General features: G+C 72.9%; 14 protein-coding genes and 1 riboswitch. Of the genes, 6 read left to right on the top strand and 8 right to left on the bottom strand.

The window, feature by feature from the left end; genetic code table 11:
• Nucleotides 1–69: 69 nt before the first annotated feature.
• Nucleotides 70–459: a hypothetical protein gene (locus ACIBTU_RS00625; protein WP_399123671.1), complete on the bottom strand. Its 390-nt coding sequence runs from the start codon at nt 457–459 to the stop codon at nt 70–72.
• Between the two features lie 98 nt (nt 460–557).
• Between ACIBTU_RS00625 and sigJ the strand changes: the two genes are divergently transcribed.
• The 4 genes from sigJ to ACIBTU_RS00605 all read left to right on the top strand — a co-directional run bounded on the left by sigJ (nt 558) and on the right by ACIBTU_RS00605 (nt 4,602).
• The gene (gene sigJ, locus ACIBTU_RS00620; RefSeq protein WP_399123670.1) at nt 558–1,457 is read left to right on the top strand and encodes an RNA polymerase sigma factor SigJ; all 900 of its coding nucleotides are present in this window, start codon (nt 558–560) and stop codon (nt 1,455–1,457) included.
• Between the two features lie 28 nt (nt 1,458–1,485).
• A riboswitch (cobalamin riboswitch) is annotated at nt 1,486–1,690 on the top strand.
• A gap of 61 nt (nt 1,691–1,751) precedes the next feature.
• Entirely contained in the window at nt 1,752–2,783 is a 1,032-nt protein-coding gene (locus ACIBTU_RS00615; protein WP_399123669.1) for an ABC transporter substrate-binding protein, read from the top strand.
• A gap of 32 nt (nt 2,784–2,815) precedes the next feature.
• On the top strand, nt 2,816–3,832 hold the full coding sequence (locus tag ACIBTU_RS00610) for a FecCD family ABC transporter permease (RefSeq protein WP_399123668.1): 1,017 nt from the start codon (nt 2,816–2,818) through the stop codon (nt 3,830–3,832).
• Nucleotides 3,829–4,602 carry an ABC transporter ATP-binding protein gene (locus ACIBTU_RS00605; RefSeq protein ID WP_399123667.1) on the top strand — a complete coding sequence of 258 codons (774 nt, stop codon included), beginning with the start codon at nt 3,829–3,831 and terminating at the stop codon, nt 4,600–4,602. Before ACIBTU_RS00610 ends, ACIBTU_RS00605 begins: the two co-directional genes overlap by 4 nt.
• An 18-nt stretch (nt 4,603–4,620) precedes the next feature.
• Here ACIBTU_RS00605 and ACIBTU_RS00600 read toward each other — a convergent pair whose 3' ends face one another.
• Entirely contained in the window at nt 4,621–5,241 is a 621-nt protein-coding gene (locus tag ACIBTU_RS00600; protein WP_399123666.1) for an L-threonylcarbamoyladenylate synthase, read from the bottom strand.
• 171 nt (nt 5,242–5,412) lie between these two features.
• Between ACIBTU_RS00600 and ACIBTU_RS00595 the strand changes: the two genes are divergently transcribed.
• Nucleotides 5,413–6,558, top strand: coding sequence for a hypothetical protein (locus ACIBTU_RS00595; RefSeq protein ID WP_399123665.1), 1,146 nt, complete (start codon nt 5,413–5,415; stop codon nt 6,556–6,558).
• 4 nt (nt 6,559–6,562) lie between these two features.
• On the opposite strand, the gene ACIBTU_RS00590 is transcribed toward ACIBTU_RS00595, so the two are convergent.
• Nucleotides 6,563–6,946, bottom strand: a complete 384-nt coding sequence (locus ACIBTU_RS00590; protein WP_399123664.1) for a hypothetical protein — start codon at nt 6,944–6,946, stop codon at nt 6,563–6,565.
• 75 nt (nt 6,947–7,021) lie between these two features.
• Between ACIBTU_RS00590 and ACIBTU_RS00585 the strand changes: the two genes are divergently transcribed.
• Nucleotides 7,022–7,378, top strand: coding sequence for a DUF779 domain-containing protein (locus ACIBTU_RS00585; RefSeq protein ID WP_399123663.1), 357 nt, complete (start codon nt 7,022–7,024; stop codon nt 7,376–7,378).
• A 14-nt stretch (nt 7,379–7,392) separates the two neighbouring features.
• Here ACIBTU_RS00585 and ACIBTU_RS00580 read toward each other — a convergent pair whose 3' ends face one another.
• The 5 genes from ACIBTU_RS00580 to ACIBTU_RS00560 form a co-directional block, all read right to left on the bottom strand.
• Entirely contained in the window at nt 7,393–8,970 is a 1,578-nt protein-coding gene (locus ACIBTU_RS00580; RefSeq protein WP_399123662.1) for a hypothetical protein, read from the bottom strand.
• 103 nt (nt 8,971–9,073) lie between these two features.
• Nucleotides 9,074–9,268 (bottom strand): hypothetical protein, encoded by a 195-nt coding sequence (locus tag ACIBTU_RS00575; protein WP_399123661.1) that lies wholly within the window; start codon nt 9,266–9,268, stop codon nt 9,074–9,076.
• Nucleotides 9,269–9,379: 111 nt separating this feature from the next.
• Entirely contained in the window at nt 9,380–10,240 is an 861-nt protein-coding gene (locus ACIBTU_RS00570) for a phosphatidylinositol-specific phospholipase C/glycerophosphodiester phosphodiesterase family protein (RefSeq protein ID WP_399123660.1), read from the bottom strand.
• Nucleotides 10,241–10,811: 571 nt separating this feature from the next.
• Nucleotides 10,812–11,471: an ABC transporter ATP-binding protein gene (locus ACIBTU_RS00565; protein WP_399123659.1), complete on the bottom strand. Its 660-nt coding sequence runs from the start codon at nt 11,469–11,471 to the stop codon at nt 10,812–10,814.
• Nucleotides 11,464–12,372, bottom strand: coding sequence for an ABC transporter ATP-binding protein (locus ACIBTU_RS00560; RefSeq protein WP_399124209.1), 909 nt, complete (start codon nt 12,370–12,372; stop codon nt 11,464–11,466). The genes ACIBTU_RS00565 and ACIBTU_RS00560 overlap by 8 nt, the downstream gene beginning before the upstream one ends.
• Nucleotides 12,373–12,406: the final 34 nt, after the last annotated feature.

Genomic DNA, 12,406 nt, shown 5'->3' with positions numbered 1-12,406 from the left:
GATCACCCCATCCTGCCCATGCACCTTAAATACGGCAAAAGGTGCACACGGCCCCAGGGGCCACAGGCGTCACACCCGCCCTCGCCGCTCACCGGTCCGCCGCGCGAGCGCCAGCACGCTCAGGCCGAACATCAGCACCCCCAGCGGCAGATGGACCGACGGGACGTGCGCGACACCGAGCACTACCTGCGCCGAGGCGAGCACCAGAAATCCGGTCGCGTGCCACACGGGCCGGACCGGCCCGCCGCCCGGCTTCCACGCGAGGACCGCCGCGAGCAGGTACAGCATCGACGCCGCGTACATCACGCGCGCCCCGGCGCTGTGCAGCGCCTCCCCGTAGGAGGCGGTGAGCAGCAGCCCCGCCGAGACGGCCTGGAGGAAGATCGTCGCGGTCTGCAGGGCGATCGCGACGCGCAGGAACGAAAGGGTGCGCCGGGTGGTCGTCACGTGGGTGGCCATGGCCTGGTCCTCTTTCCCGCCCGAGGGCAGTCGGTCGATAAGGTCTCGCCAGGCCGACGACGCAGGTCGGCGAAAGGTAAGGCGAGGGGGCGGACGGTTTGGGGACGGCGGGGGCGGACACGGACACGGTGGCGGGCGAGCGGCGCCAACTGCTCAATGTGGCCTACCGGTTGCTCGGCTCACTGGCCGAGGCGGAGGACGCGGTGCAGGAGGCGTACGCCCGCTGGTACGCGCTCCCCGACAGCCGCAGGCACGAGATCGCGTCGCCCGGCGCCTGGCTGACGACGGTGACCGGCCGGATCTGCCTGGACGTGCTCGGCTCGGCGCGTGCCCGGCGCGAGCGCTACGTGGGCGCGTGGCTGCCCGAGCCGCTCCCGGACCGGTCCGAGTGGGCGCACGGGCAGGGCGGCGACCTCGCCGAGCAGATGGTGCTCGACGAGTCCGTGAGCATGGCGTTCCTCGTCGTCCTGGAGTCGATGACGCCGGCGGAGCGGGTGGCGTTCGTGCTGCACGACGTGTTCCGGTATCCGTTCGCGGAGATCGCGGAGGTCCTCGGCCGGTCGTCGGCGGCCTGCAAGCAGTTGGCCGCCTCGGCGCGGCGGAGGGTGGGCGCCGCGCGCCCGGAGGACGTCGGCGCGCGGCAGGCGGAAGCGGTGCGGCAGGTCAGACGGGCCTGGGAGGCGAAGGACATCGCGGCGCTCGTCGGCCTGCTCGCCCCGTCCGCCGTGATGACCGCCGACGGTGGCGGCCTGGCCGGTGCCGCGCTGCGCCCGGTCGAGGGGGCGGCGCGCATCGCCTCGTACATGGTGGCGATCGCCGACAAGGCGCCGGGTCTGGAACTTCTGGAGCGTACGGTCAACGGCGCGCCGGGACTCGTCGCGCTCCGGGACGGTGTGGTGCTGACGGTGGCGGCGTTCGACCTCGCCGGGGGACGGGTCGCGCGGATCTGGGTGGTGCGCAATCCGGAGAAGCTGCGGGCCTGGTCGGGCGAGGACTGACGCGCCCTGCCGGGGTGGTGACGCCCTGTGATAGCTTCCCCAAGCCAGTCGTACCTTTGTGCGTACTTGTACGTACTCGGGTCAGGGAATCCGGTGCAAGACCGGAACTGACGCGCAGCGGTGAGGGCGACGGGCGGGGCAACTGCCACTGGGCCGGGGGGAACCGGGCCTGGGAAGGCGCTCCGTCCGGACGACCCCGAGTCCGAAGACCTGCTGGCGGCCCCGCCCGTGCACCCGGCGGGGCGGACCGTTGGCCGGCTCCGCGTTTGAGCCCTGGACGCTAAAGGATCTCCCGTGCCCTTCGCACGTCTCGCCCGCTTCTGTGCCCTCGTGCCGATCACCGCACTGCTGCTCACCGCCTGCGGATCCGGCGCCCCGTCGGAGCGCTCCGACGGTGCGTCCGGCGCCGGTGTCACGCTCACCAACTGCGGGCAGCGCGTGCACGTCGCGCACCCGCCGCGCCGCGCCGTCGCCCTCGACCAGGGCTCCGCCGAGATCATGCTGTCCCTCGGCCTCGCCGACCGGATGGCGGGCACCGGCACCTGGACCGACCCGGTGCGCGGGAACCTGGCGAAGGCGAACGCGAAGGTGCCGCGCCTCGCGGACCGCTACCCGTCGTTCGAGAAGGTCCTCGACACGGAACCCGACTTCGCCGCTGCCTCGTTCGGGTACACGCTCGGCAAGGGCGGCGTGGCGCCGCGCGCCTCTTTCGAGAAGCTCGGCGTGCCGACGTACCTGTCCCCCACCGACTGCGCGGACAAGGACAACAGCGGCGACGGCGACGGCGTCCGCACCGAGGCGCTGACCATGGACACGGTCTACGGCGAGATCCGGGACCTGGCACGGATCTTCGACGTGCGCGAACGCGGCGAGAAGCTGGTGGCGACGCTCAAGTCGCGGGTGCGGAAGGCCGCTTCGGGTGGCGATGCCGACGGCGTGCGCGTCCTGTACTGGTTCTCCGACTCCAAGTCGCCCTACATGGCGGGCTGTTGCGGAGCTCCCGGAGTCATCACGAACGCGCTCGGGGTGCGCAACGTCTTCGACGACACCCATGAGGAGTGGCCGCAGATCAACTGGGAGACGGTCGTGGACCGCGACCCGGACGTCCTGGTGATCGGCGATCTGACCCGGCGCTCGCAGTCGGCCGAGTCGGCGGCGCAGAAGATCAGGTTCCTGGAGTCCGACCCCGCGACGAAGAACATGAAGGCGGTCCGCGAGAAGCGGTACGTGCTGCTCAAGGGGCAGGACCTCAATCCGACGATCCGCACCGTGGACGGCGTGGAGAAGGTGGCGGCGGCGCTGCGCGCGTTCGGCCTCACCAAGTGACCCGGCCCCACCAAGTGCCCCGGCCTCACCAAGTGACCCGCCTGCGCCCGGCGTCGTACGCGGCGGCGGGCCTGCTCGCCCTGTGCGTCTCGGTCGCCGTGGCCATCACGATCGGGCCCGCACACATAGGCGTCGGCGACGTGTGGGCGTCGGTCGCGGCCCGGGTCGGCTGGGGCAGCTCGGACCTGTCGCCGATCCGCGACGGGATCGTGTGGAACCTGCGGCTGCCGCGCACCCTGCTGGCCGCCGTGTGCGGGGCGGGCCTCGCGGTCTGCGGCACGGTCCTCCAGGCCCTGCTGCGCAATCCGCTCGCCGACCCGTTCGTGCTCGGCGTCTCCTCCGGGGCCTCGACCGGCGCCGTCCTCGTCGTCGTGCTGGGCATCGGCGGGGGCGCCCTGTCGGTGTCCGGCGGCGCGTTCCTGGGCGCCGTCTGTTCGTTCGGCCTGGTGCTGGTGCTCAGTCACGCGCTCGGCGGGACCACGGACCGGGTGGTGCTGTGCGGTGTCGCGGCGATGCAGCTGTTCTCGGCGCTGACCTCGTTCGTCGTCCTGACGGCGGCGGACGCGGAGACCACGCGCGGCGTCCTGTTCTGGCTGCTCGGCTCGCTCGGCGGGGTCGGCTGGACCGAGGTGTGGCTGTGCCTGGCCGTCCTCGTGGTCACGCTGGCGGTGTGCCTCGGGTACGGGCGGACGCTCGACGCGTTCGCGTTCGGCCCCGAGGCGGCGGCCGCGCTCGGTGTGCGGGTGGCCCGCACCCGGCTCGTCCTGCTGTGCGTGACGGCACTCCTGACGGCGGCGCTGGTCAGCGCGGCGGGCGCGATCGGCTTCGTCGGTCTGGTGCTGCCGCACGCGGCCCGCGCCCTGGTGGGCCCCGGCCACACCCGGCTGCTGCCGGCCACCGCGCTCGCCGGGGCTGTGTTCCTGGTGTGGGTCGACACGCTGGCCCGTACGGCTCTCGAACCGCAGGAGGTCCCCGTGGGGGTGGTGACGTCGCTGATCGGCGTGCCCGCGTTCGTGTACGTGCTGTGGCGCGGCCGGAGCACGCGATGACGGCGGGGCTCGGCGCCGAGCGCGTGGCCCGGTCGGCGGGCGCGGCGGTGATCCTCGACGGGGTGAGTGTCGCGCCGAAGCCCGGTTCGGTGACGGGGGTGCTCGGGCCGAACGGGTCGGGCAAGTCGACGCTGCTGCGGCTGCTCGCCGGGGTGCTCGCGCCGACGGCCGGGGTCGTCACCCTCGACGGCGATCCGCTCGCCGAGGTGGGGCGCAGGGAGGCGGCGCGCCGGATCGCGCTGGTGCAGCAGCAGTCCGACACACAGGTGGAGCTGACGGTCGCCGACGTGGTGCGGCTCGGCCGGATCCCGCACCGCAGGGCGTGGTCGCCGGCCTCGGCGGCCGACGAGCGGGCGGTGCGCTCCGCGCTGGAACGCAGCGGGCTCGCCGACCGCGCGGACCGGCTGTGGCACACGCTCTCGGGCGGTGAGCGGCAGCGGGTGCAGATCGCGCGGGCGCTGGCCCAGGAGCCGCGCGAACTGCTCCTGGACGAGCCGACGAACCATCTCGACATCCAGCACCAGCTGGAGCTGCTCGACCTGGTCCAGAGCCTCGACCTGACCTGTGTGGTCGCCCTGCACGACCTGAACCTCGCGGCCACGTACTGCGACGAGGTCGTCGTCCTGCGCGCGGGCCGCGTCGTGGCGTCCGGCACCCCGGGCGCGGTCCTGACGGAGGAACTGGTCGCGGACGTCTACGGCGTACGGGCCAAGATCACGCACCCGGACCCGGAGGCGGGACCGCACATCCGTTTCCTCGGCACGGTCTGAGCCCGCCGAGCGGGCCGCTCACTCGAAGCGCTCGGTGTCTCCCGCGCCGTACCGGACGATCTCGGCCTCGCCGTCGGAGAAGTCGATGACGGTGGTCGGCTCGGTGCCGCAGTCGCCGGAGTCGAGCACCGCGTCGACGGAGTGGTCGAGCCGCTCCTTGATCTCCCAGCCCTGGGTGAGGGGCTCGTCCTCGCCGGGCAGCAGCAGGGTGCTCGACAGGAGCGGCTCGCCGAGCTCGGCGAGCAGGGCCTGGGTGACGACGTGGTCGGGGATGCGGACGCCGACGGTCTTCTTCTTCGGGTGCTGGAGCTGGCGCGGCACCTCGCGGCTCGCGGGCAGGATGAAGGTGTACTTGCCGGGCGTGGCCGCCTTGATGGCGCGGAACACGTCGTTGTCGATGTGCACGAACCGGCCGAGCTGCGCGAAGTCCTGGCACACCAGCGTGAAGTGATGCTTGTCGTCGAGCTGGCGGATCGCGCGGATCCGGTCGACCCCCTCGCGGTTTCCGAGCCGCGCGCCCAGCGCGTAGCAGGAGTCCGTCGGATAGGCGACGAGCGCCCCGTCGCGGATGCTGTCGGCGACGGCCGTGATCAGGCGCGCCTGCGGGTTCTCGGGATGCACGTCGAAGTACCTGGCCATGCGGCGAGCGTACGGGATCCGGCGGGCGTGTCGCCGGGTACACGGCGTGGAATCACGGGCACGTGCGACAATCCCGGCGCGACAATCCCGACACCCGCACCCCCTGGTCCTCCGCGCACACAGGTCGACGGACCATACTGGTCGGGCCCCGTCCGCTCACAGATCGACTCCATGGCCAAGAAGAAACCTTCCTCGAACCCCGCCCCCGCGACTGTCTGGCCGGCCCGTGGCCGCCACACCGGTCCCGAGCCCGAGCAGGACGTCCGGCGCAACCTGATCGCTCTCGAGGCGGCCGGGGTGCTGGACGGTTTCCTGGATCTCGATCCGGCCGACGCCGCCCGCTCCACGGCGATGCATCCCCGCGACGAGGACGCCGACCCGGGCCCCGGCGCCCGGCGTGTCTTCGAGGCCCGCTGGCGCGTGGACGGCGACATCACCGTGCGGGCGCAGCTGACGACGTACGAGCCGGAGGCCCGGCGCCGGGAGACCGAGGGCGGCGTGCCGTGGGTCCTGGCGGCGGAGGCCGAGGGCGACTGGCAGCCGCACTGGCCCTCGCCCGCGACGATGTTCTGGCCCGACAGCGAGCGGGTGCCGTGGGACCACGAGACGGTGGCCGGGCTGCGCATCCGCGCGGCGAACCCGCTGCCCAAGGACGACGACGAGGTGCGCCGGCTGCTGCGGGAGTGCGCGCGCGACAGCTGGTACACGCACGTCGTGGTGCACGAGGCGATGACCCCCGACCTGCGGGGGCAGCTCCCGGTCGTCGCGTCGCTGCCGCCGAGCCTGCGGCACCGGGTGATCGAGCACCGGGCGGCGCCCGAGCTGGCGCAGATCGTGGACTTCGCGCTGCGCAAGGAACTCGACGTGCGGCTGCCGCGCGGCGGCGCCGTCGTACTGCCCTCGACGCCCCGCGAGCCGGGGTACGAGCCGGAGGCCTTCACGGTCCGCAGCGTGTTCCTGGACGGGTCGGAGCAGCCCGAACTCCTGGCCCGGGTCGTAGCCGCGACGGCGCTGCCGAAGCCGCTGTCCGCCGAGGCGGAGCGGGTGGTGAGCCGGCTGCGCAAGGGCTGGCACCTGCTGACGCCGGAGGAGGAGCTGGCGCACGCGCGGGACATGGTCGGCCGGTACGCGGAGGCGCTCGACGCCATGACCAAGTCCCGTGACCTGTACAAGGAGGCGGCCGAGGCGGCGCAGGCCGCGCTCGCGGAGGCGGGCTCGGCGGCGCCGCGTCCGGCCGCGCCCGTGGCCCGGCCGGACGGTTCACCGCTCGGCGCCCTGTCGAAGGCGTTCGGCCGCTTCCGGGATCCGAACCGCTAGTACGTCAGTCCGTGTCGGGCGTGTCCGGGCTCTCCGGTGAGTCCTGCGCGTCCGGTGCGGACATCCGCAGGGCGATCTCCTGGAGCAGCTCGGTGGAGCTGACGTCCCTGCGGCCCTCGTCGTGCACCAGGGCGAGCTGGGTGAACAGGAAGGCGAAGGCCTCGACGAGCGAGACGCTGGCCGGCATCAGCGCGGAGATGGTGATCTCGGCCGCCTGCTCGGCGGTCGCGCCCGCCGGGATCTCGACGGTGGGGAACACCTCCGAGACGAGCCGCCCCAGTTGGGTGACGTCGGTGTCGAGCTGCTCGCCGTCGGTGAGTCTGCGCACCATCTCCTGCGTCTCGGTCAGCACGCCGATCGCCCGCAGGATGATCTCCCTCTGTTCCATGGTGCGAGCCTATGCGGCGCGGGCCCCCGTACGTGCAACGTGCTCGCAACGTCCTCGTGGCTTGACTGGTCCGTCATGAGCGACGAACCCCGCGTGGAGCTGACTCCCGAGGCCGCCGCGCTGCTGCGGCGGCTGCGGGAGTCCCACGGCCCGCTGATGTTCCACCAGTCCGGCGGCTGCTGCGACGGCAGCGCCCCGATGTGCTATCCGGACGGCGAGTTCCGCACCGGCGCGGCGGACGTCCTGCTCGCCGAGCTGGCGGTGCCGGGGGTGGCCGAGCCGGTGCCGTTCTGGATGTCGAGGAGCCAGCACGAGCTGTGGAGCCACACGCGGCTCATCGTGGACGTGGTCGAGGGGCGCGGCAGCGGCTTCTCCCTGGAGGCCCCGGAGGGGGTCCGGTTCCTCATCCGTTCCCGGCTGCTCGGCACCTGACGGGCCACGGCCCGCTACTCGTCCCGTACCGCCGTGAGCCCGTTGAACACGCCGACGTACGCGGTGCCGTCCGGTCCGAGGGTGACGGGCGCCCAGTTGTTGTCGTAGGCGATGCCCGTCCCGACGAGCTGCTTCCACCGGGTCTCGCCGGTGTGGAAGTCGACGGCGGTCAGGTACCAGGCGTCGATGCCGAGCTTGTCGGGCTTCTTCGTGTACAGGTACAGCAGCCCGTCCGCGGTGGACAGCTTCGGCACGGTGGACGGGGAGCGCTCCTGGCTCTCCCAGACGGTGTCGCAGCCGCTGCCGTCCTCGCGCACGTCGATGCGGGTGACGCCTCCGACGACGCTGCGGCCGAGGGTGAGCGAGGTGATGTTCTCGTAGCCGTAGTTGTTCTCGACGACGAGGCTGTTCCCGTACGAGATCAGGGAGTTGTCGGTCGTGGACGCGCCGGAGCCGAAGACGGGGATCTTGCAGACGAGGCGCTGCGCGTCGGGGACGCCGGCGTCGCGGCGGTAGACGAGGACGTTCATGCGGTCGTCGGCGTTGTCGGTGATCGCGACGTAGTTCTCGTGCTCGCCGAAGAGGTCGGGGGTGGTGCCCGAACCCTGGTTCACGGAGCCGGGTTTGGTGCCGGTGCCCCGGTCGTAGGTCTGGCGCCAGACGACCTCGGGGGTTCCGTCGGCGGTGGTCTCGAAGCTGTAGAGGGCGTGGTCGGTGACGATGGAGACGCCGTCGCGGGCCACGGAGAACGAGTTCTGGATCTCCTCGCCGTCCAGTCGGATCGAGCGGATGGTGCCGGTGTCGGGGTCGACGGTGCCGACTCGGCCCTGCCGGGTCACCCACCAGACGCGGCCGTCCCAGTCGGGCATGACGGAGGTGACGGGGTCGCACGTGCCGCTGGGGTAGAGGTTGGTCCAGCTGACGCAGTCGTGCGGGACCTGTCCGGTGAGGTCCCAGTCGTCGGTCACCCGGAAGCTCCAGGTGCCGTCCGCGGCCTGTTCGTGGGCGAGCCGGACGATGTGCTGGCGGGAGTCGGCGAGGACGAGCCGGTCCTGTTCGTCGAGGTAGGAGTAGGCGCCGCCGGACGTGTCCTTGAAGATCTTCGAGAAGTCGAGGCGGGTGATCGCCTCGACGGTGGAGGGCCGCTGCGGGAGCTTGTACTCGGCGAGCGTCGTGAGGCTCTTCGGGTCGAGGAGTTTGACGAGGAAGCCGGTGAAGGTGCCGCAGACAGTGACGATGCGGCCGGCCTTGTCGAAGGTGACGGTGGCGCACTCGCCGCCAAGGGCGGCCATCTTCTCGCTGCTCACGCTGGGGCGTACGCCGCGCGGCCCGCTCCACGGGTAGGTGCCGCTGCCCCAGGCGTCGGCGTGCATCCCGCTGCGGCCGTTGGCGGCGAGGTGGGGGTGCTGGTCGGGGGCCCGGCCCGTGACCGGACGCGGGGTGGCGGGCGCGCCCTCGTACTGCGGGACGAGTCGGTGGCCCGGCGCCTTGGGGATGTCGTCGGCCGAGGCCACGGACGGGCCGACGACACCCGCGCCCGCGACGACGAGGGTCAGGGCGAGGGCACGGGCGAGGCTTCTTCGCTGCGGCATGCGCCGAAGCTAGGCCGACTCCCTTGAAGTGTCCATGTACATACGGGAGTTGTTCACGAACCCGAAACGATCACTGCGGGCGGTGGGGCGGGGCGGACCGGTGTCACGGGTTGAGTCCGCTCACCAGGCCGGCCGTCGCGTTGATGCCGTCATGGATGGTCGGGGCGGCGCTGGTCCCGGCGAGCAGGAAGCCGAGCATGACGCACACCAGGGCGTGCGAGAGTTTGAGCGCCCCGTTCCGCAGGAAGATCACCGCGACGACCAGGAGCAGCAGCACGATGGAAATGGACAGAGACATCGCCGAACCTCCTCCGCCACGCCCACGCCGTGGCTGTCGGCCGCAAGTGTGGCGCAGCGGAGGGCTCGTCCCGGGTCACGACCTGTCCCCCGAAAGAGTGTTAACGGGCCGTCACCGGTCGTACGTCTCCAGGAAGGCCTGGAGTCCGGCGAGATCGTCGGTGTTCAGATGGTCGACGTCGGCGGCCGTCAACTCGGCCCAGACGGCGTCCCGTTGCGGTCCCGCGAGGTCCGGGGTGGCCCAGAACCTGACCCGCCGCCCGGCGGCGTGCGCAGCGCCGACGATCTGGCGCAGCTTGTCGCGTTCGGCGGCGGGGATCGGGCCCACGCCCCGCCATGTGAAGTTGTTCGACCAGTTGTCGCTGATCAGCGGCACGAAGGAGGCGGGCGCCGCGGTGCCGAGGTCGGCGAGCCGGCCGTCGTAGAAGGCGCTGCGCGCGGTCTGGGCCTCCATGGGGACGCGGGCGGCCCGGTCGCCGGAGACGACCGCGGTGACGGGGCCGGGGCGCACGCGGCCGTGGGCGTAGGTCGTGAACAGGTGGCGGTGCCTTTTCAGTTGGCGGTCGAGTTCGAGGTAGGTGGCCGCGCCGTCGGTCTTGATGTCGACGAGCAGCTGGAGCGGGACGCGATGCCCCTGGTACACCGATCCGTGGTTCGCCCGGACGCGGGCGGCGAGCGGGGCGAGGTAGAGGGATTCGAGGGTGCGGCTCGGGTCGAGGTCGACGGGGTCGTGGGCGACGAGGAGGTCGCCGTCGACGAGGTAGATGTCGGCCTCGACGCTGTTGAAGCGGTGGTCCAGCGCGTCGAACAGCGGCCGGGGGTGCTCGTAGTCGTTGTGGGCGTGGGCGCGCAGCAGGGGCCGGGGCCCGCGCGGCCCCTGCCCGTCCGCCCGGGCGAGCTGGGGCGCGGCGAGACCGGTGGCCAGGGCGGCGGCGAAGGTGCCGAGGGCTCTGCGGCGGGTGGTCGGGGCCATGGTGCCTCCCGTGGTGGGCCGTTGAGGACACGGGTGAGTATGCGCGGCCCGCCCCGCCAAAAGGGAGCCCCTGCAAGGGAGTTGTCCGGACCGTCGCCCATGGTTCACCGGGGGCGGCGGCACGCATCCAGCCCCGGTCAGATACGCCCCGAAAGGGGCGCGGGGAACTGCGCGCCCAGCCCCAACGACGCAGCACCCGGCAACGGCGCCATGGCGGAGCCCCAATGATTCAGGCACCCGGCACCTGGGTGCCGCCTTGCCCACCCGTGCCGCCCCAGGCGGCAGACTGCCCAAGGCGGCGGCACGCCACATGTATCCGTGCCCGGAGCTGGACGCGAGGCAGGTCGCCGGGCCGAACGCGCCCGGAGGGGGCGGGTGGGTGGGAGATGGGCTGGGGCCAGGGCGGCGCCCTATCAAGCGCGGGGGCACGACAGGCCCCGTAAGGGGCGCGGGGAACTGCGCGATCAGCCACGATGGCGCGGCACCCGGCGATGATCCTCGCCCCCTACGGCAGGGGCGCTGCAGCCGAGGCTCAGGTCCACCAAATCGCGCGCTCGGCGTCGAGGTGCTGTCACCTCGAAGGCTGGGGCCGCACGCTCCAGTCCAGAATCCGCCCGCACCAGCGCTCCAGCAACACCCGATCATGCCCCACAGCCAACACCCCGGCCCCGCTCTCCCCGCGGTACGCCTCCACCACCCCGACCAACGCCGCCGTCGTGGATGCGTCGAGCATCGCCGTCATCTCGTCGCAGATCAGCCACCGGGGGCGCAGGGTCAGGGCGCGGGCCAGGCAGGCGCGCTGGAGCTGGCCGTCGCTGACCTCGTGGGGGCGGCGGGACAGCAGGTCCGGGCCGAGTCCGACCCGTTCGGCGAGTTCCGCGACCCGGGAGTCAGGGGCGAGCCCGTTCGCACGCAAGGGTTCCGCGACGAGGTCGGCCAGGCGCAGGCGCGGGTCGGCCGAGAGGCGGGGCTGCTGGAAGACGACGCCGAACGTGGTGCGCTGTGCGCGCGGAGCGCGGTGCCGCCAGCCGCGTACGGGCTCGCCGTCGACGACGACCTCTCCGGCGTACGGCTCGTGCAGCAGCGCCGCGACCCGGGCGAGCGTGGACTTGCCGCAGCCACTGGGGCCGAGCAGACCGACGCTCTCGCCGGGTTCCAGGGTGAGACTGACGTCCCGCAGGACGGGCTCGCGACGGTCGTAGCCCGCGGTGACGCGTCGCAGCTCAAGCATGGACGGCCTCCCGTACGGGGTGGTGGCAGGCGGTGCCGTCGAGCAGCGCGGGCAGCCGGTCGCACGCGGCGTCGGCGCGGTCGCAGCGCGCGGCGAAAGCACAGCCCGGCGGCAGTGCGCCCAGTTCGGGCGGCATGCCGGGGATCGGGGTGAAGTCCCGGTCGGGCAGGGCGTTCAGGAGGCCGCGGGCGTACGGGTGCCGGGGGCCCGGCGGGCCGAAGAACGTGGCGGCGTCGGTGAGTTCGACGATGCGGCTCGCGTACATCACGGCGACGCGGTCGGCGATGCGTTCAGCGGCGGCTAGGTCGTGGGTGATGAGCAACAGGGCGCGCTCGTCGCCGATGTGGCGGCGCAGTTCGTCGACGGTGCGGTCGACGAGGTCGCGGTCGAGTCCGGTCGTGGGTTCGTCGGCGAGCAGCAGCGGGGCGTCGCCGACGAGGGCGAGCGCGGTGGCGGCGCGCTGGGCGAGGCCGCCGGAGAGTTCGTGGGGGTACCGGTCGAGATGATCGGCGGGGAAGGCGGAGCGCGCGGCGGCGGCCTCGACAGCGGCGGCGAGCTTCGGTCCGCGCCGCCCGATGCCGGTCAGTTCCCTTACGGTCTCGGCGAGTTGGGAGCGGACGGTGCGGACGGGGGTGAGGTGGGCGGCGGGGCTCTGGGGGACGAGTCCGACGCGCCGGCCGCGGACGGTGCGCGCCAGGGTCGCCTCGTCGGCGCCGAGCAGGTCGAGGTCGCCGACGCGGGCGGCGCCGGCCGTCTCGGCGTTGGCGGGGAGGAGGCCGAGCAGGGCGGAGGCGAGCACGGACTTGCCGCAGCCGCTCTCGCCGACGAGGGCCAGGCACTCCCCCGCCGCGAGGTCGAAGGAGGCGTCGCTGACGGCCCGTACGTACGCGCCGTCGCGCATCCGGAACCGGACGGAGAGGCCGTCCACCGAGAGC

This window comes from Streptomyces sp. NPDC050145 (assembly GCF_044460245.1).
Lineage (GTDB): Bacteria > Actinomycetota > Actinomycetes > Streptomycetales > Streptomycetaceae > Streptomyces.
Note: the sequence above shows the minus strand (reverse complement) of the source record. Positions and strands in the feature narration are given on the sequence as shown.